Origin of the sequence: Vogesella oryzae, from assembly GCF_902829295.1 — a bacterium.
GTDB classification, from domain to species: domain Bacteria; phylum Pseudomonadota; class Gammaproteobacteria; order Burkholderiales; family Chromobacteriaceae; genus Vogesella; species Vogesella oryzae.
On record NZ_CADEPL010000026.1, the window covers coordinates 24283 to 41258 of the forward strand.

A 16976-nucleotide genomic window follows, 5' to 3' on the forward strand; every position below is an offset into this window, starting at 1 on the left:
CATGACCACCACCGCCCTGCACCTGGTCTGTCCGCACTGCGCTACCACCAACCGTGTGCCGGCCAACCGCCTTGCCGATGCCCCCAACTGCGGCCAGTGCCGCCAGCCACTGCTCAACGGCAAGCCGCTGGAACTGACGGTGGACAACGCCGAGCAGCACATTTCACGCAACGACATCCCGGTAGTGGTCGATTTCTGGGCGCCGTGGTGCGGCCCGTGCCAGATGATGGGCCCCGCCTTCGCCCAGGCCGCCGCCGCCATGCCGCAGGTGCGCTTTGCCAAGATCAACACCCAGAACGAAACCACCCTCGGCCAGCGCTTCGCCATCCGCAGCATCCCCACGCTGATCCTGTTCGTTGGCGGCCGTGAAATCCAGCGTCAGGCCGGCGCCATGGACACCGTCAGCATCCAGCGCTGGATTGCCGCGGGATTGCAAAAGGCGGGGCGCTAACAGCAAAAGGTTGGCCGCAACGCCGTGACGGCTTGCGGCCAACCTTGTTGGTTCTGAACACGCGTAGCCCGGATAAGCGTCAGCGCATCCGGGGATGCCGACAAACCTACCGCCAGCCAGACCGTCAACACTCAACGGCCTTGGCCGATGAAAGCACATCGCTCATCCCCAGCGGCTTATCTGGGCTACACCTTACCAATGCCCCACGCGTGTGGCAGCCCACCTCAAACCGGCGCGCCCCATCCCGTTGGCGCAGGCCGTAGCAACGGCCGCCTTTTCTTTGGTGACTTTCTTTTGACGAAGCAAAAGAAAGTCACCCGCCGCCGCGCGGAAAGCGGCAGATAAAAAACATCCGCGCAGCGGATACAAATCCAAAAACAAGGTTGGCCGCAAATCAGTGACGAATTGCGGCCAACCTTTGGGCATGTGATCGCGGTAAACCTTGGGCTTCGCAGGCTCAGCCCAACCTACCGTGCTGGATTGCGGCGGGGTTGCAGAAGGGCGGGCGGTAAGCACAAAAGGTTGGCCGCAACACCGTGACGGCTTGTGGCCAACCTTGTTGGTTCTTAACACGCGTGCGGCAGCCAAGCTCGAACCGACGCGCCCCGTCCCGTTGGCGCAGGCCGTAGCAGCGGTTGCCAGCCCGGAAACAAGCCGCCCTCTTTTGAGCGCAGCGTATGGGCGGCGCCGGGATGGTGGCCGCTGCTGCGGGAATTCCTGCGCCACCGGGTCGCCTTTTCTTTGGTGACTTTCTTTTGGCGAAGCAAAAGAAAGTCACCCGCTGCCGCGCGGAAAGCGGCTGATAACAAACATCCGCGCAGCGGATACACCAGACAAAAACAAGGTTGGCCGCAAAACCATCACGGTTTGCGGCCAACCTTGGACATGTGATCGCGGTAAACGCTGCGCTTTGCAGGCTCAGCCCAACCTACCGTGCAACCAATTCCTCATCCAACTGTTTCCGCTACACCTTCAATCTGTCCTTGCAACTGAGAAGACATTTCTAAGTAGTTCTTTGCCGCAGCAGCGGATGGGCGAAGGTCCGTGCTATGTGCAACATCGTTACGGAGTCGGCGGAGTTCATGAAAGAGCGTGACTTGTCTTTGGTTCAGGATTCCCAACTCAGCAAGAGGTTCGGCCAGTCTAGCAGCAGGAATGTAAGAACGAAGCTCGTTTGGTTTCTCTTTGCATTGGAGCACAGTACGAGCTGTGGCTTCCAAAAGAGTCCAAGCTTCTAGAATCGCTGAGCGAGGATGCAGCTCGGCGAGCTGGATGAGAGAGTTTTTTGATGCTGGATCAACGTTGCAAGACTGATTAGTTGGCCTCGTATTACCAGTGTTTGCTTTCACTTCCATTACTTCACGCTCGAACTCTGCCTCTAAAGGTCCTGCCTTGACTCTCTTGAGCTGTGGAACAAGTTTGCCAATCTCATCGCGATGTCGAGTAACCAGAACAACCGTAGCTATTGGCCACGCAAGGGCATCTATCGCTTTAGAAAAGAAAGTAAGGAAGTCCATGGCTATGGCATTCGCCTAATTGGTAATTAGGCATTTGGAAGAGTGAGTGACCGATGCATCATACCTCCTGCCCATGACAAAAGGGCAAGCCCTCATCAGGCTTGCCCTTTCTCGTCTTCACTGCGGCCAACGTTGGCCGCAAGCTGCATGCAGATTACTTCTTGCGCTGCGGCGGCAGGTCGGTGCAACTGCCGTGCGCCACTTCGGCGGCCATGCCGATGCTCTCGCCCAGGGTCGGGTGAGCATGGATGGTCTTGCCGATGTCGGTGGCGTCGCAGCCCATTTCCACCGCCAGGCAGATTTCGCCCAGCATGTCGCCGGCGTGGGTGCCGACGATGGCGCCGCCGATGACCTGATGGGTTTCGGCATCAAAGATCAGCTTGGTGAAGCCTTCGTCACGACCGTTGGCGATGGCGCGGCCGGAGGCAGCCCACGGGAACACCGCTTTTTCGATCTTGATGCCGTCACGCTTGGCGATTTCTTCGGTGACGCCAACCCAGGCCACTTCCGGATCGGTGTAGGCCACGCCCGGAATCACGCGGGCGTCGAAGTAGGATTTGCCGCCGGCGCAGTTTTCGGCTGCCACGTGCGCCTCGTGCACCGCCTTGTGCGCCAGCATCGGCTGGCCGACGATGTCGCCGATGGCGTAGATGTGCGGCACGTTGGTGCGCTGCTGCTTGTCCACTTCGATGAAGCCGCGGTCGGTGACGATCACACCGGCGTTCTCGGCAGCGATCAGTTTGCCGTTCGGTGCGCGGCCGGCGGCCACCAGTACCAGGTCGTAACGCTGCGGCTCTTTCGGGGCCTTGGCACCTTCAAAGGTCACGTAGATGCCGTCGTCCTTGGCTTCCACCGCCACGGTCTTGGTGCTGGTCATGATGTTGTCGAAGCGGTGGGCGTTCATCTTTTCCCACACCTTCACCAAGTCGCGGTCGGCGCCCTGCATCAGGCCGTCCAACATCTCCACCACGTCCAGGCGCGCGCCCAGCGTGGAGTACACGGTGCCCATTTCCAGACCGATGATGCCGCCGCCGATGATCAGCATTTTCTTCGGCACGGCCTTCAGTTCCAGCGCGCCGGTGGAATCGACGATGCGCGGGTCTTGCGGGATGAACGGCAGGTTCACCACGCGGCTACCGGCGGCGATGATGGCGTTCTTGAACTTGATGGTCTGCTTGGCGCCGGTCTTGGCTTGGCCCTCGCCTTCGGTGGTTTCCACCTGCAGGTGATACGGATCGAGGAACTGGCCGACGCCACGTACCACTTGCACCTTGCGCGCCTTGGCCATGCCGGCCAGACCACCGGTCAGCTTGCCGATGACCTTTTCCTTGTAGCCGCGCAGCATGTCGATGTCGATTTCCGGCTCGGCATACTTGATACCGTTGGCCGCCAGGTGTTTCACCTCGTCGATCACCGCGGCGTTGTGCAGCAGCGCCTTGGACGGGATGCAGCCCACGTTCAGGCACACGCCGCCGAGGGTGGCGTAGCGTTCCACCAGCACCACTTTCAGACCGAGGTCGGCGGCGCGGAAGGCAGCGGAGTAGCCGCCGGGGCCGGCGCCCAGCACCAGCACGTCGCATTCGATGTCGGCGGTGCCGCTGTGCGTGGCTGCGGCAGGCGCCGCAACCGGGGCGGCCGCAGGTGCAGCAGGTGCAGCAGGAGCAGGAGCGGCGGCAGCCGGCGCAGGGTTGGCCGCAGCGGCAGCGCCGGCGGCTTCGATGACCACGATCACGTCGCCTTCGGAAATCTTGCCGCCGACGGCGGTGCGCAGTTCTTTCACCACGCCGGCGTGTTCGGCCGGCACTTCCATGGTGGCTTTGTCGGTTTCCAGGGTGATCAGGCTATCGTCCTTGGCCACGCTGTCGCCGACTTTCACGAACACTTCGATCACGTCCACATTGCTGTGGCCGCCGATGTCCGGCACTTTCAGTTCAATCAGATTGCTCATGGTTTTCCATCCGCAATGGCGGGCAGGTTGGCCGCAGCCTTCCTGCCACACGAATCCTTGCGGGCCGGCCAGCCGGCCAGCCCGCGCGAGGCCCGATTACAGGATCAGGCGACGTACGTCGGACAGCAGCTTGCCCAGATGCACGGTGAAGCGGGCCGCAGCGGCGCCGTCGATCACGCGGTGGTCGAAGGACAGGCTCAGCGGGCACATCAGGCGCGGCGCGAATTCCTTGCCGTTCCATACCGGCTTGATCTGCGACTTGCACACGCCGAGGATGGCCACTTCCGGCGCATTCACGATCGGGGTGAAGCTGGTGCCGCCGATACCGCCCAGGCTGGAGATGGTGAAGGTGGCACCCTGCATGTCGGTCGGCTTGAGCTTGCCGTCACGCGCCAGCGCGGACAGTTCGGTCAGTTCCTTGGCGATCTGCTTGATGCCTTTCTGATCGACGTTCTTGATCACCGGTACCACCAGGCCGTTCGGCGTGTCGGCGGCAAAGCCGATGTGGTAGTACTGCTTCAGCACCAGGTTGTCGCCATCCAGCGAGCTGTTGAAGTTCGGGAACGCCTTCAGCGCTTCGGCGGCGGCCTTGATGATGAAGGCCAGCGGGCTGATCTTCAGGCCGGACTTTTCCCATTCCTTGCCGATGGTCTTGCGGAAGTCTTCCAGCTCGGTGATGTCGCACTCGTCGTTGAAAGTAACGTGCGGGATCATCACCCAGTTGCGCGACAGGTTGGCACCCGACAGCTTCTGGATGCGGGTCAGCGGCTTGGTTTCTATCGGGCCGAACTTGGCGAAGTCCACCTTCGGCCACGGCAGCAGGTCGAGGCCGCCACCATTGCCGGCCGGAGCCGCCGCCGGGGCCAGCGCCGCCGGGTTCTGCATCACGGCTTTCACGAAGCCCTTCACGTCGTCTTCGACGATACGGCCCTTGCGGCCGGAGCCTTTCACCTTGGACAGGTCGACACCCAGCTCGCGCGCCAGCTTGCGTACCGACGGACCGGCGTGCGACTTGGCAAAGCCGGCTTCGTCGAACGCGGCAGCCACGGCAGCGGCAACCGGTGCCATTACCGGTGCGGCGGCCGGGGCCGGAGCGGCAGCAGCCGGGGCAGCCACCGGAGCCGGCGCAGCGGCAGGTGCAGCGGCCACCGGTGCGGCGGCAGCGCCGGCACCTTCCACCACCACGATCAGATCGCCTTCGCTGATCTTGTCGCCGACTTTCACTTTCACTTCCACCACACGGCCAGCGGCTGTGGCCGGCACTTCCATGGTCGCCTTGTCGGTTTCCAGGGTGATCAGGCTGTCGTCCAGCTTGATCTCGTCACCGACCTTGATGGCGACTTCGATCACGTCCACACCGCTGTGACCGCCGATATCCGGTACGCGGATTTCGCTGCGGCCAACGTTGGCCGCAGCCACCGGTGCCGGCGCGGCGGCAACGGCTGCCGGTGCAGCTGCTGCCGCGGCGGCCGGAGCAGGAGCCGGTGCGGCTGCGGCCGGAGCCGGAGCGGCGGCGCTGGCGCCCACTTCGATGATGGCGATCACGTCGCCTTCGGAAATCTTGCCACCCAGTACGGCACGGACTTCCTTCACCACACCGGCGGCTTCCGCCGGTACTTCCATGGTCGCCTTGTCGGTTTCCAGGGTGATCAGGGAGTCATCCACCGCCACGGTCTGACCCGGCTGGATGAATACTTCGATGATGTCTACATTGCTGTGACCGCCGATGTCGGGCACTTTCAGTTCGATCAGATTGCTCATGAGCTTTCCATTCGTAGGGCGGGTTTCCGTCCGGAAACGCCGCCGATATTCGGCTACACGCTGGCGCTAGCGCCACGCACGGCAGGGAAACAAGCAGGCGGGAACACCGTCCCGGTGCGCCCGCCCTGGCGGCTTATACCTTCCAGCTCGGCAGCTTGTTCACGTTGATGCCGTACTTGGCGATGGCTTCGGCCACGCGGCTGGCTTCGATCTTGCCTTCACGGGCCAGCGCGGACAGCGCGGCCACGGCGACGTAGTAACGGTCGACTTCGAAGAACTCGCGCAGCTTGGCGCGGCTGTCGGAGCGGCCGAAACCGTCGGTACCCAGCACCACGTAGCGACCCGGTACGTATTCGCGAATCTGGTCGGCGTAGTTGCGGATGTAGTCGGTCGCGGCGATCACCGGACCGCTGCGGCCGGACAGCTGCTGCTCGACGAAGGACTGACGCTGCTCGCCCACCGGGTTCAGCAAGTTGTGGCGCGAGGCTTCCATGCCGTCACGACGCAGCTGGTTGAAGGAGGTCACGCTCCAGATGTCGGAGGCGATGCCGAAGTCGTTGCGCAGCAGGTCGGCAGCGGCGATCACTTCGCGCAGGATGGTGCCGGAGCCCATCAGCTGCACTTTCACCGCGGCGTCGCCACCATCCTTGAACAGGTACATACCCTTCAGGATGCCGTCTTCGGCGCCCTGCGGCATTGCCGGGTGGGTGTAGTTCTCGTTCATCAGGGTGATGTAATAGAACACATCTTCCTGCTCTACATACATGCGGCGCAGACCGTCCTGCAGGATCACCGCCAGCTCGTAGGAGAAGGTCGGGTCGTAGCTGATGCAGTTCGGGATCAGGCCGGCCTGGATGTGGCTGTGACCGTCTTCGTGCTGCAAGCCTTCACCGTTCAGGGTGGTACGGCCGGCGGTGCCGCCGAGCATGAAGCCGCGGGCACGCATGTCACCCGCTGCCCAGGCCAGATCGCCAATGCGCTGGAAGCCGAACATCGAGTAGTAGATGTAGAACGGAATCATCGGGATGCCGTGGTTGGCGTAGCTGGTCGCTGCCGCAATCCACGAGGACATCGCGCCCGGCTCGTTGATGCCTTCCTGCAGCATCTGGCCGTCTTTGGATTCCTTGTAGAACATCAGCTGGTCGGCATCCTGCGGTACGTAGTTCTGACCCTGGGTGGACCAGATGCCGTACTGGCGGAACATGCCTTCCATACCGAAGGTGCGGGATTCGTCCGGCACGATCGGCACGATCTGCTTACCGATGTTCTTGTCTTTCAGCAGGATGCCCAGCTGACGCACGAAGGCCATGGTGGTGGAGTATTCGCGCTCGCCGGAGTCGCCCAGCTGGCTGTCGAACACGTGCAGACCCGGGATGGCCAGCGGTGCCTTCACCGGCTTGCGGGCCGGCAGGTAGCCGCCCAGCGCGGCGCGACGTTCGCGCATGTACTTCATTTCCGGGCTGTCTTCGGCCGGCTTGTAGTACGGTACTTTTTCCAGGTCTTCGTCGGAGACCGGAATGCCGAAGCGGTCGCGGAACTTGCGCAGGTTGTCCAGTGCCATTTTCTTGGCCTGGTGGGCAACGTTCTGTGCCTCGCCGGAGGAGCCCATGCCGTAACCCTTGATGGTCTTGGCCAGGATCACGGTCGGACGACCGTTGGCGTTGTGGCTGGCTTCGTAGTAAGCGGCGTACACCTTGTGCGGATCGTGACCGCCACGGTTCAGTGCCCAGATCTCGTCGTCGGACATGTTGGCCACCATTTCGCGCAGCTCCGGATACTTGCCGAAGAAGTGTTCGCGAACGTAGGCGCCGTCCTTGGACTTGAAGGTCTGGTAATCGCCGTCGACGCACTCGTCCATGCGCTTTTTCAGCAGGCCCTTGGTGTCCATCGCCAGCAGCGGGTCCCAACGCGAGCCCCAGATCACTTTCAGCACGTTCCAGCCGGAACCGCGGAAGTCGCCTTCCAGTTCCTGGATGATCTTGCCGTTACCACGTACCGGGCCGTCCAGACGCTGCAGGTTGCAGTTGATCACGAACACCAGGTTGTCGAGGCCTTCGCGGGCCGCCAGCGCGATGGCGCCCAGGGATTCCGGCTCGTCCATCTCGCCGTCGCCGCAGAAGCACCACACCTTGCGGCCCGGAGTCTTGGCGAGGCCACGGCTTTCCAGGTACTTCAGGAAGCGCGCCTGGTAGATGGCCATCAACGGGCCCAGGCCCATGGATACGGTCGGGAACTGCCAGAAGTCTTCCATCAGCCACGGGTGCGGATAGGACGACAGGCCGCCGCCATCCACTTCCTGGCGGAAGCTGTCCATCTGTTGTTCGGAGATACGGCCTTCCAGGAAGGCACGCGAGTACACGCCCGGGGCAATGTGGCCCTGGAAGTACACCAGATCGCCTTCCTGCTCGTCGTTATGGGCGCGCCAGAAGTGGTTGAAGCCAACGTCGTACAGGGTAGCGGAGGACTGGAAGGAGGCAATGTGGCCACCCAGTTCCAGGTCTTTCTTGCCGGCGCGCAGCACCATGGCCATCGCGTTCCAGCGGTTGATCGAGCGGATGCGGTGCTCCATCTCGTGGTTGCCCGGCGACTTCTGCTCTTTGCCGACCGGGATAGTGTTCTGATAGGCGGTAGTCGCCTCGAACGGCAGATGGGCACCGCGACGGCGGGGGCGCTCTACCATTTTCTCCAGCAGGGAATGGGCACGCTCGGCACCGTCATTGTCCAGTACCGACTCGACCGCCTCGGTCCATTCCCGGGTTTCAATCGGATCGATATCGTCAGGGTAGATTGCTGCCATCTCACGTCCTCACTGTTATTTTCCTTACCGCGCCCGATCGGGTGCGGCAGGCTGACATTCATCGAAGCCCCGCCTAGAGGCTCCCGTTACTGCTCGCGATTATAAACGAACAAAAGCGCAAAAAAAATTTGCGAAAGCGAAAACATTCTTACACGCGGCAAAGTGTATAGCCTGCCTCTTTCACCACGGAATAGCCTATTAGGGTTTTCACTCGAAAACGGTGACAAATAGCCGGATATTGCGACGCAACATGTTGTTTTTTTGCGATTGTCAGGCGTGGCCGGGCGGCACAGTGCGGCCATGCCGCGCAGCTGATTACGGACAGGTTGGCCGTAACCGCGGCACTACATGCGACAAGCTAGCGGCGGGGGCTGCCCGGTTCCGGTTTCAGCTTAGTGGTTAATTCGTTGAGACGCGCCTCGATAGAAGAGCGCAGGTAGAAGTCGTCGCCGAGCGCCTGGCTGGCCAGCTGGTATTGCAGGCGCGCGGATTCGAACTTTTGTTCGTAAAAGAACGCATTGCCCAGTGCGGCGTGATAGCGCAAGGCATCGGCCTCGCCATAGCTGCGCGCGGCCAGCCGCCACAGCTGCGGGCTGTCCTGGTAGCGCGCCAGTGCGGCATCGATGGCCTGCCGCGCCTCGGCCTGGCGATGGTCCTGCAGCAGGGTATCGATCAGCGCCAGCCGCAGCGCACGCCGCCCCGGGTACAGCTCCAGCGCCCGTTGCAGGGTGCTGGCCGCTGCTACCGGATTACCGGCGGCACGCTGCAGCTCGCCTTCCAGCAGCGCCAGCGAGGGATGCGGCGGCAACGCCGCTTTCAGCTGCGGCCACAGCGCCTGCGCCTCGCGCACATTGCCCTGCGCCAGCTGCGCGCGCACCAGTCCGTACAGCGCGGCGCCGCGACTGAGGTAGCGGCCGGCGGCCAGCGCGGTATGGTAGTAGCGCAGCGCTTCGTCGCCGGGCAGGGTCGCCACCCGCAGCTTCTCGCGCAGCAACAGGAAATCGCTACTGTCCTGCCGCATGCGCGGCGGGTAGGCCTGTGCCCGCGCCTGGCTTTCGCTGATGCGCTCCTGGGTCAGCGGGTGGGTACGCAGGAAACCGAAGGCATTGTTGTCGTTGTGGCGCTGCACCTGCTGCAGGCGCTCGAAGAACGCCGGCATGCTGCGCGCGTCGAAACCGGCCGCCACCAGATACTGCATCCCCATGCGATCGGCCTCGCGCTCGAAATCGCGGCTGTACGACAGCTGCTGGCTGGCGCCGATGCCCACCCCGGCATTGATGGCGCCAAATGCTACATCGCTGTTGCTGCTGTGCGCGCCGGCAACCACCCCGGCCAGGATGGCCGCCAGTACCCACAGCTGGCTCTGGCTATTGCTCTGCGACATGCGCGCCAGGTGGCGCTGGGTCACATGCGAGATTTCGTGCGCCAGCACCGATGCCAGCTCGCCCTCGCTCTGTGTCGCCAGCAGCAGCCCGCTATGCACGCCGATGACGCCGCCGGGCAGCGCGAAGGCGTTGATGCTGTTATCGCGCACCACAAAGAAGCTGAACGCCGTTGCCGTATTCTGCGACGCCGACACCAGCGTGCCGCCGAGATCGCCCAGGTAGTCGTTGACCTCGGTATCGTCGATCACCTCGCCATCGTCCTGCAGCGAGTTGAGGATGTCGCGGCCAACCCGGTTTTCCTCGGCTTGCGGCACGGCGGATTCCGCCACCGTACCGAGGTTGGGCAGGTTGTCCGCCGCCAGCGGCGCGCAGGACGGCCAGGCCAGCAACAGGACGGTAAGCAGGGGCGAGAGGCGGAAGACAGTTTTCATGCGGCTTATGATAGCCAGTTAGCGGCCGGCGCTGCTGCGCTAGTTTGTGTGGATGTGTGTCAGATATGAAAATCCGGCGCCGGTTGCAGTGCCTGCCAGGCGGCAAAGGTCGACAGGTGCACCCGCCCGGCAAAGCGGCCGGCCAGACCGGCCTTGCCGAATACATCCCAAACCGGCCCCTTGATTTCGGCCAGCTGCAGGCGCACACCGCGTTCTGCCAGGGTGTCGTCCAGCCGTTCCAGCATCGCCAGTCCGGACACATCGACCCGGTTGACCGCGCTCATCACCAGCAACAGGGTATGGACCTGGCCGGCGGCGGCCAACCTTGCCAGCAAGGCATCGCGCACGTGGCGGGCGTTGCCGAAATACAGGCTTTCGTCGATGCGCAGGATCAGCACCCCGGGCAGGGTAAGGCACGGGTGACGCAGCACGTTGCGGAAGTGGCTGCTGCCGGGCAACAGCCCCAGCTCGGCCATATGCGGCCGGCTGCTCTTCATCAGCCATGCGGCCAACGAGATCACCACGCCGGCAACGATGCCGCTATCCACCCCCAGCCACAACACCAGCAGGAAGGTCACCGCAAAGGCGACCGCATCGCTGCGTTCGGCACGCCAGGCATGCCACAACGGTGCCAGCCGCACCTGCGGCGCCACCGCGGCAATGATGGTGGCGGCCAGCGCGGTCAGCGGCAATGCCGCCAGGCTGCCGCTGCCCAGCAGCAATACCAGCGCGATCAGCAGCGCGCTAAGCAGCGACGCCAGCTGGGTATTGGCACCGGCTTCGGCATTGACCACCGAGCGGGTCAGTCCGCCGGTGACCGGAAAACCGCCGCACAGCGCGGCGCCGATATTGCAGACGCCAAGCGACAGCAGTTCGCGGTCCGGGTCCACTGTCTCGCGGCGCGGGATCGCCAGCAGCTGCGCCACCGACAGGCTCTGGACGTAATTGATCAGCGCGATGAAGAAGGCCGGCAACACCAGCGCCTGCAAGCCGCCGGCCGGCAACGCCGGCCACTGCAGCAATGGCAGGCCGGCAGGAATGCGGCCAACCTGTGGCAGCTGGCCGTGCCAGTCCAGCACGCCCACCGCCACCATGCTGCCCAGCACCACCAGCATCGGCATGCCGCGCGTCAGTATCTCCAGCAACAAGGCAAACGGCCCGCGTAGATGCAGCTGGCGCGGCAGGCCGCGCCGGGCCCACCACAATAGCAGCAGCGCGGGCACGCCGATCTGCAGGGCACGGGAAGAAACCTCGCCCCCATGCCGCCACAGGGCGGCGACGATCTCCGGCAGGCTGGCGCCGCCGCCGTGGAAGCCGGCCAGTGGCGCCAGTTGCGACAGCACGATCAGCAGCGCGGAGGAAGCGGTAAAGCCGGCCAGCACCGGCTCGGACAGCACATCGGCGAGAAAACCCAGCCGGAACAGGCCGAACAGCAGCAGCATCGCGCCGGACAGCAGGGCCAGCCAGATGGCCGCCAGCAGGTATTCCGCCGGTGTCGCCAGCCCCAGCTTGCCCAGCGTGGCCGCCACCAGCAGCGAGGTCACTGCCATCGGCCCTACCGACAGCGCGTGGCTGCGCCCCAGCAAGGCATACAACGGCAGCGGCAACAGGCTGGCATACAGCCCGGTCTGCGGCGGCAGGCCGGCTACCAGCGCATAGGCCAGCCCCTGCGGCACCAGCAGCAGCGCGACCAGCACCCCGGCACTGATATCGCCCGCCAGCCACTGCCGGCGGTAATGCTGCAACCAGTACGGCAACACGCCGCTCATGCCGACTGCTGGGTGTCTTCGATCACCGCCGGCTTCGGCACCCGGCCACAGTACAGGCCGTACAGCGTCTCCAGAATGGCGAGTGCCTGCTCGCTGGCCACGCTGTAGTAGATCCACTTGCCTTCGCGGCGGGTATTCACCAGCGCCTCGTTACGCAGCACACCCAGCTGCTGCGACAGCGTGGGCTGGCGGATGCCGGTCAGCCGCTCCAGTTCGGAGACGCTTTTCTCGCCCTCCACCAGCTGGCACAGCAGCAGCAGGCGATCCTCGTTGGCCAGGCTCTTGAGCAAGGCTGCCGCGCGGCTGGCATTGTCATGCAGTACAGTCAAATCCATGGATATCCCCACTCTGTCATCCATCAGCGTGTGTCTCCGCAGAGCACCGCCAACATTATATTTTGATATATAGTGAAAAAGGCAATCTTTGTCAGCCGTCGGGAGCAACAATGCAAGCACAAATCCAGCCATTCTTCGATTCGGTTACCGGCACCTACAGCTATGTGCTGTACGACCATCCGGGCGGTCACGCCGCCATCATCGACCCGGTTCTGGACTACGACCCCAAGGCGGGCCGCATTTCCTACGGCAACGCCCAGCGACTGGTTGACTTCGTTCACGCGCAAGGGGTGCAACTGGAATGGATTCTGGAAACCCACGCCCACGCCGACCACCTGTCCGCCTCCGCCTGGCTCAAGCAGCAGCTGGGCGGCCGTACCGGTATCGGCCGCGATATCGACAGCGTGCAGCGCGTCTTCAAGCCGATCTTCCAGCTGGAAGAAGACTTTGCCACCGACGGGCGGCAATTTGACCAGCTTTTTGCCGATGGCGACAGCCTGCAGGTCGGCGAATTGCAGCTGCAGGTGCTGGCCCTGCCCGGCCATACCCCGGCCGACATCGGCTACCGTGCCGGCGATGACATTTTCATTGGCGACACATTATTCCAGCCGGACGTCGGCAGCGCACGCTGTGATTTTCCCGGCGGCAACGCCGCCACCCTGTACCGCTCGGCGCAGCGGCTACTGTCGCAGCCGGACCACACCCGGCTGTGGCTGTGCCACGACTATCCACCGTCCGGCCGCGCCGCCAGCGCCTGCAGCACCGTGGCACAACAGAAAGCGGCCAACATCCATCTGCATAGCGGCGTCAGCGAAGCCGACTTTGTCGCCCTGCGCCAGGCCCGCGATGCCACCCTGGGCGCGCCGGTGCTGCTGATCCCGTCGATCCAGATCAACATTCGTGCCGGCAACTTGCCACCAACTGCCGCGAACGGGCTGTCATATTTAAAGATTCCGTTGAATCTGCTGTAGACTGCGGTGCTCATTCACACCGCGGGCGGAGTCTGGCCGTCCAAGCGCATGGCGCCATCCCTACTGCCCGCGGCACCGCCGCGGCTGGTACACGAACGCGGCATTCCGGCCTTCGGCATGTATCGCGGCATCGTGCCGGAACTGTCCTGGCGCGCCCTGCCGGGCCGCCGCCTGCTACGCAAGCTGCACCACAAACGCTGGCAGTATGCCGCCTTTGCCCACGCCGACTTCCTGATCGGGGTCGCGGTGGTGGATGTCGGCTGGGCCGGCAGTGCCTTTGCCTACCTGTTCGACCGCCGCCGCGGCCTGCTGGCGGCCAACTTCGATGCCACCGGCCTGCCGCTGCTGTCCACCCGGGTGGAAAACCGCGCCTTTGGCGATGCCACCTTCCGCCGCGGCAGCGACTGCATCGCCTTCCGCCATGCCGGTAACCGGCTGGAACTCACCGTCAATACCGACGAACTAAAGCTGGCCGCCCATATTGCCCAGCCGGCCGCCGACACCGTGCTGGCGGCCATCGCCCCGGCTAACTGGCTGGCCCACGCCACGCACAAGAGCGGCGCCCTGCACTGCAGCGGCTTTGCCGAATGTGGCGGCGAACGTTTCAACCTGGCCGACTGTCATGCCAGCCTGGATGCCTCCAACGGGCTGCTGGCGCGCGATACCCGCTGGCACTGGGCCAGCGCCCATGCCGGGCAGCTGGGTTTCAACCTGCAAGCCGGCTATATGGGCGACGCCGAGAACGCCATCTGGCTGGATGGTGTGCCATGGCGGGTGGGCGCTGCCGAGTTCGAATTCGATGCGGCCAACCCCTTGGCGCCGTGGCAGATCCGCAGCAGCGATGGTGCGGTGGAGCTGTGCTTTACCCCGGAAGGCGCCCGCAGCGGTGACAAGAACCTGCTGCTGGCCGCCAGCCGCTATATCCAGCCGGTGGGCCGCTTCGACGGCCGGCTGATCCACCCGCTTACCGGCGTGGCCTACCCGGTCAACGCCCTGGCCGGTGTCACCGAAGACCACCACTCGCGCTGGTAACACTACAGCGGACGGCATGCCGACGCTGCATGTCCGCACTGATACATACTGCCAACAAAGCGCCAGCAATAATGCGGCACTATGGCAGCGGCCACCGATCAAGATGGCTTGACCATTAGGAATCGAGAGCACATGGAACTACGCAAACTGAAGCAGCTGCTGCAACTGGTACAGCATTCCGGCATCACCGAGCTGGATGTCAGCATCGGCGGCGAACAGATCCGCATCCGCCGCGGCAGCGCTGCCAGCCCGCTACCCATTCTGTGCGCGCCGCCCGCCGCCGCCATCAGCGTACCGCAGCTGGCGGCCACCCCGTCCGCACCGCAGGCACCGGCCGTGGATGAACAGGCGCAATGCTCGCCGATGCCCGGCACCTGCTATCTGGCCCCCGCTCCGGGCGCCGCCGCCTTCGTGCAGCTCGGGCAACAGGTACAGGCCGGCGACACGCTGTGCATCGTCGAAGCGATGAAGCTGATGAACAGCATCGAGGCGGAACGCAGCGGCACGCTGCGCGCCATCCTGGTGGCCGATGGCGACAACGTGCAGTCCGGCACCCCGCTGTTCCGCATCGACTGAAGCGCGACACCGTGCCGGCGGCCACTGGTCGCCGCCATCGCGTTCTGCAACACTGGCGCATCGCCTTTTCCCCGTCACCCGCGCCATGACCATTACCATGCGCCCCGCCCTGCCAGCCGATGCCGCCGCGCTGGCTGCCCTGTCTACCGAGCTGGGGTATCCGGCCGACAGCAGCACGTTGGCCGCACGTCTCGCCGTGCTGCTAGCCGCGCCGGAACAGCATTTTGTCCACGTGGTCGAACAGCATGACAAGGTGCGCGGCTGGATTCACGGCTATATCCGCCCGCTGCTGGAATCCGCTACCTGCGTGGAAATCGGCGGGCTGGTGGTGGCGGCCGACAGCCGCAGCCAGGGCTTGGGCGCACACCTGCTGCAGGCCTGCGAACAGTGGGCCGCCAGCCACGGCATTGCCGAGCTGACCGTGCGCAGTGCCGAACAGCGGCTGGATGCCCACCGTTTTTACCAGCGCCACGGTTATCGCCATATCAAGACGCAATTGACGCTGCGCAAGCAGCTGCCGTAAGGCCGGCAACGGCACGGGCTTGGCTTCGGAGCCGGGCGTGGTAGCATGGCGCCCGACAAAATCGATAGAGCAAATACACCAATCCCGTGTCGCCTCCCGCTACCCGCGGGCCGGCAACCGAAACAGGAGTACATCATGGGCCTGCTGGACAGCCTGCTTGATCACAACCGCGCCTTTGTCGAGGCGCGCGAGTACGAACAATTCACCACCGACAAGTTTCCGGACAAGAACCTGGCAGTGCTGGCGTGCATGGATGCGCGCCTGGTAGAACTGCTGCCCAAGGCGATGGGCCTGAAGAACGGCGATGCCAAACTGATCAAGAACGCCGGCGCGCTGGTGACCCACCAGTGGGGCTCGGTAATGCGCAGCCTGCTGATTGCGGTTTACGAGCTGCGCGCCGAGGAAATCTGCGTGGTGGCCCACCACGATTGCGGCATGCGCGCCATCGATCCGGCCCGCATCCTGGCCAACGCCCAGGAGCGCGGCGTGTCCGCCGACACCATCACCACCCTGCGCGGCGCCGGCATCGACCTGGATAGCTGGCTGAAAGGTTTCGACAACGTGCAGGACAGCGTGCGCCATACCGTGGCCACCATCCGCAGCCATCCGCTGATGCCGAAAGACATCCCGGTACACGGTCTGGTGATCCATCCGGCCACCGGCAAGCTGGACCTGATCATCGACGGCAACCTGCCGCAGGCCTGATGGCGGCCGACAGCAGACAAGCCACCACCGCTGCAGCGCCAGCCCCCGACGCTGCCGCTGCCGCCATGCGCCGCGTCGGCATGTTCGGCGGCACGTTCGACCCGATTCACAGTGCCCACCTGCGCATGGCGGAAGCCTTCTTCGCGCAGTGCCGGCTGGACGAGCTGCGGCTGATTCCCGCCGGCAATCCCTACCACCGCGACCGCGGCCCGCAAGCCAGCGCCGCCCAGCGGCTGGCAATGGTGCAGCTAGCCATCGCCGGTCACCCCGGCTGGCTGGCCGACGACCGCGAAGTGATGCGCCCACGCCCGGCCTATACCGTGGAAACGCTGGAAGAATTGCGCGCCGAACTGGGCCCGGCCTGCCAGCTATGGCTGCTGATCGGCGGCGACTCCTTGCACCAGCTGCCGACCTGGCAGCGCTGGCAGGACATCCTGCAGCTGGCCAATATCGCGGTAGCGGTGCGGCCCGGTTTCGATGCGGCCAACCTCCCGGCCGAACTGCAGCCGTACTGGCGGCAAGTGCCTGATTTTTCAAATAGCGCGGCTTCCGGTACAATCCGCGCCCTGACCTTGCCCCCCGTCCCCCTCTCCGCCACTTTACTGCGCCACAAGCTGGCCTGCGGCGAGGACTGCAGCGGGCTGATGGCTCCCGAGGTGATGCAGTACATCACCCGCCATCGGCTATACCGGAGTACGGCAAGGTAAGGGGCGTCATCAAGCATTCCGATGCGTCCCGCCGCCGGGCACCCGCCCGCGCTGCCAACCGCCGCTGT

The 16976-nt window shown here is 64.2% G+C and carries 15 protein-coding genes; 7 read left to right on the top strand and 8 right to left on the bottom strand.

What is annotated here, in order from left to right; all coding sequences use genetic code 11:
• Position 1: 1 nt before the first annotated feature.
• Complete coding sequence (trxC, locus tag HU218_RS11190; RefSeq protein WP_174875022.1) at positions 2 to 451, top strand: thioredoxin TrxC; 450 nt, start codon at positions 2 to 4, stop codon at positions 449 to 451.
• 192 nt (positions 452 to 643) lie between these two features.
• On the opposite strand, the gene HU218_RS11195 is transcribed toward trxC, so the two are convergent.
• From HU218_RS11195 to HU218_RS11230, 8 genes are all read right to left on the bottom strand, one after another.
• Complete coding sequence (locus HU218_RS11195) at positions 644 to 877, bottom strand: hypothetical protein (protein ID WP_174875023.1); 234 nt, start codon at positions 875 to 877, stop codon at positions 644 to 646.
• Between the two features lie 521 nt (positions 878 to 1398).
• The gene (locus HU218_RS11200) at positions 1399 to 1968 is read right to left on the bottom strand and encodes a hypothetical protein (RefSeq protein ID WP_174875024.1); all 570 of its coding nucleotides are present in this window, start codon (positions 1966 to 1968) and stop codon (positions 1399 to 1401) included.
• A 154-nt stretch (positions 1969 to 2122) separates the two neighbouring features.
• On the bottom strand, positions 2123 to 3916 hold the full coding sequence (gene lpdA, locus HU218_RS11205) for a dihydrolipoyl dehydrogenase (protein WP_174875025.1): 1794 nt from the start codon (positions 3914 to 3916) through the stop codon (positions 2123 to 2125).
• A gap of 96 nt (positions 3917 to 4012) precedes the next feature.
• The gene (gene aceF / locus HU218_RS11210) at positions 4013 to 5677 is read right to left on the bottom strand and encodes a dihydrolipoyllysine-residue acetyltransferase (protein ID WP_174875026.1); all 1665 of its coding nucleotides are present in this window, start codon (positions 5675 to 5677) and stop codon (positions 4013 to 4015) included.
• A 133-nt stretch (positions 5678 to 5810) separates the two neighbouring features.
• Positions 5811 to 8474, bottom strand: a complete 2664-nt coding sequence (gene aceE / locus HU218_RS11215) for a pyruvate dehydrogenase (acetyl-transferring), homodimeric type (protein WP_174875027.1) — start codon at positions 8472 to 8474, stop codon at positions 5811 to 5813.
• A gap of 358 nt (positions 8475 to 8832) precedes the next feature.
• Positions 8833 to 10290 carry a M48 family metalloprotease gene (locus HU218_RS11220; RefSeq protein WP_174875028.1) on the bottom strand — a complete coding sequence of 486 codons (1458 nt, stop codon included), beginning with the start codon at positions 10288 to 10290 and terminating at the stop codon, positions 8833 to 8835.
• Positions 10291 to 10349: 59 nt separating this feature from the next.
• On the bottom strand, positions 10350 to 12059 hold the full coding sequence (locus tag HU218_RS11225; RefSeq protein ID WP_174875029.1) for a SulP family inorganic anion transporter: 1710 nt from the start codon (positions 12057 to 12059) through the stop codon (positions 10350 to 10352).
• A complete protein-coding gene (locus tag HU218_RS11230; protein ID WP_174875030.1) occupies positions 12056 to 12394 on the bottom strand; it encodes an ArsR/SmtB family transcription factor in 339 nt (112 codons plus the stop codon). Before HU218_RS11230 ends, HU218_RS11225 begins: the two co-directional genes overlap by 4 nt.
• A 110-nt stretch (positions 12395 to 12504) precedes the next feature.
• Here HU218_RS11230 and HU218_RS11235 point away from each other — a divergent pair, with 110 nt between their 5' ends.
• The 6 genes from HU218_RS11235 (at position 12505) to nadD (ending at position 16908) form a co-directional block, all read left to right on the top strand.
• Complete coding sequence (locus HU218_RS11235) at positions 12505 to 13365, top strand: MBL fold metallo-hydrolase (protein WP_174875031.1); 861 nt, start codon at positions 12505 to 12507, stop codon at positions 13363 to 13365.
• Positions 13366 to 13413: 48 nt separating this feature from the next.
• Positions 13414 to 14397, top strand: a complete 984-nt coding sequence (locus HU218_RS11240; protein WP_174875032.1) for a DUF2804 domain-containing protein — start codon at positions 13414 to 13416, stop codon at positions 14395 to 14397.
• Between the two features lie 132 nt (positions 14398 to 14529).
• The gene (gene accB / locus HU218_RS11245; RefSeq protein ID WP_174875033.1) at positions 14530 to 14973 is read left to right on the top strand and encodes an acetyl-CoA carboxylase biotin carboxyl carrier protein; all 444 of its coding nucleotides are present in this window, start codon (positions 14530 to 14532) and stop codon (positions 14971 to 14973) included.
• 97 nt (positions 14974 to 15070) lie between these two features.
• Positions 15071 to 15496 carry a GNAT family N-acetyltransferase gene (locus HU218_RS11250; RefSeq protein ID WP_246211015.1) on the top strand — a complete coding sequence of 142 codons (426 nt, stop codon included), beginning with the start codon at positions 15071 to 15073 and terminating at the stop codon, positions 15494 to 15496.
• Positions 15497 to 15631: 135 nt separating this feature from the next.
• Entirely contained in the window at positions 15632 to 16201 is a 570-nt protein-coding gene (locus HU218_RS11255) for a beta-class carbonic anhydrase (RefSeq protein WP_174875035.1), read from the top strand.
• On the top strand, positions 16201 to 16908 hold the full coding sequence (gene nadD / locus HU218_RS11260) for a nicotinate-nucleotide adenylyltransferase (protein WP_246211024.1): 708 nt from the start codon (positions 16201 to 16203) through the stop codon (positions 16906 to 16908). The genes HU218_RS11255 and nadD overlap by 1 nt, the downstream gene beginning before the upstream one ends.
• The last annotated feature ends 68 nt before the right edge of the window (positions 16909 to 16976 follow it).

Excerpts from the sequence above, each read along its gene's own strand:
- trxC (WP_174875022.1), top strand. The coding sequence starts at position 2 with ATGACCACCACCGCCCTGCACCTGGTCTGTCCGCACTGCGCTACCACC.
- HU218_RS11195 (WP_174875023.1), bottom strand. The coding sequence starts at position 877 with ATGCCCAAAGGTTGGCCGCAATTCGTCACTGATTTGCGGCCAACCTTG.
- HU218_RS11200 (WP_174875024.1), bottom strand. The coding sequence starts at position 1,968 with ATGGACTTCCTTACTTTCTTTTCTAAAGCGATAGATGCCCTTGCGTGG.
- lpdA (WP_174875025.1), bottom strand. The coding sequence starts at position 3,916 with ATGAGCAATCTGATTGAACTGAAAGTGCCGGACATCGGCGGCCACAGC.
- aceF (WP_174875026.1), bottom strand. The coding sequence starts at position 5,677 with ATGAGCAATCTGATCGAACTGAAAGTGCCCGACATCGGCGGTCACAGC.
- aceE (WP_174875027.1), bottom strand. The coding sequence starts at position 8,474 with ATGGCAGCAATCTACCCTGACGATATCGATCCGATTGAAACCCGGGAA.
- HU218_RS11220 (WP_174875028.1), bottom strand. The coding sequence starts at position 10,290 with ATGAAAACTGTCTTCCGCCTCTCGCCCCTGCTTACCGTCCTGTTGCTG.
- HU218_RS11225 (WP_174875029.1), bottom strand. The coding sequence starts at position 12,059 with ATGAGCGGCGTGTTGCCGTACTGGTTGCAGCATTACCGCCGGCAGTGG.
- HU218_RS11230 (WP_174875030.1), bottom strand. The coding sequence starts at position 12,394 with ATGGATTTGACTGTACTGCATGACAATGCCAGCCGCGCGGCAGCCTTG.
- HU218_RS11235 (WP_174875031.1), top strand. The coding sequence starts at position 12,505 with ATGCAAGCACAAATCCAGCCATTCTTCGATTCGGTTACCGGCACCTAC.
- HU218_RS11240 (WP_174875032.1), top strand. The coding sequence starts at position 13,414 with ATGGCGCCATCCCTACTGCCCGCGGCACCGCCGCGGCTGGTACACGAA.
- accB (WP_174875033.1), top strand. The coding sequence starts at position 14,530 with ATGGAACTACGCAAACTGAAGCAGCTGCTGCAACTGGTACAGCATTCC.
- HU218_RS11250 (WP_246211015.1), top strand. The coding sequence starts at position 15,071 with ATGCGCCCCGCCCTGCCAGCCGATGCCGCCGCGCTGGCTGCCCTGTCT.
- HU218_RS11255 (WP_174875035.1), top strand. The coding sequence starts at position 15,632 with ATGGGCCTGCTGGACAGCCTGCTTGATCACAACCGCGCCTTTGTCGAG.
- nadD (WP_246211024.1), top strand. The coding sequence starts at position 16,201 with ATGGCGGCCGACAGCAGACAAGCCACCACCGCTGCAGCGCCAGCCCCC.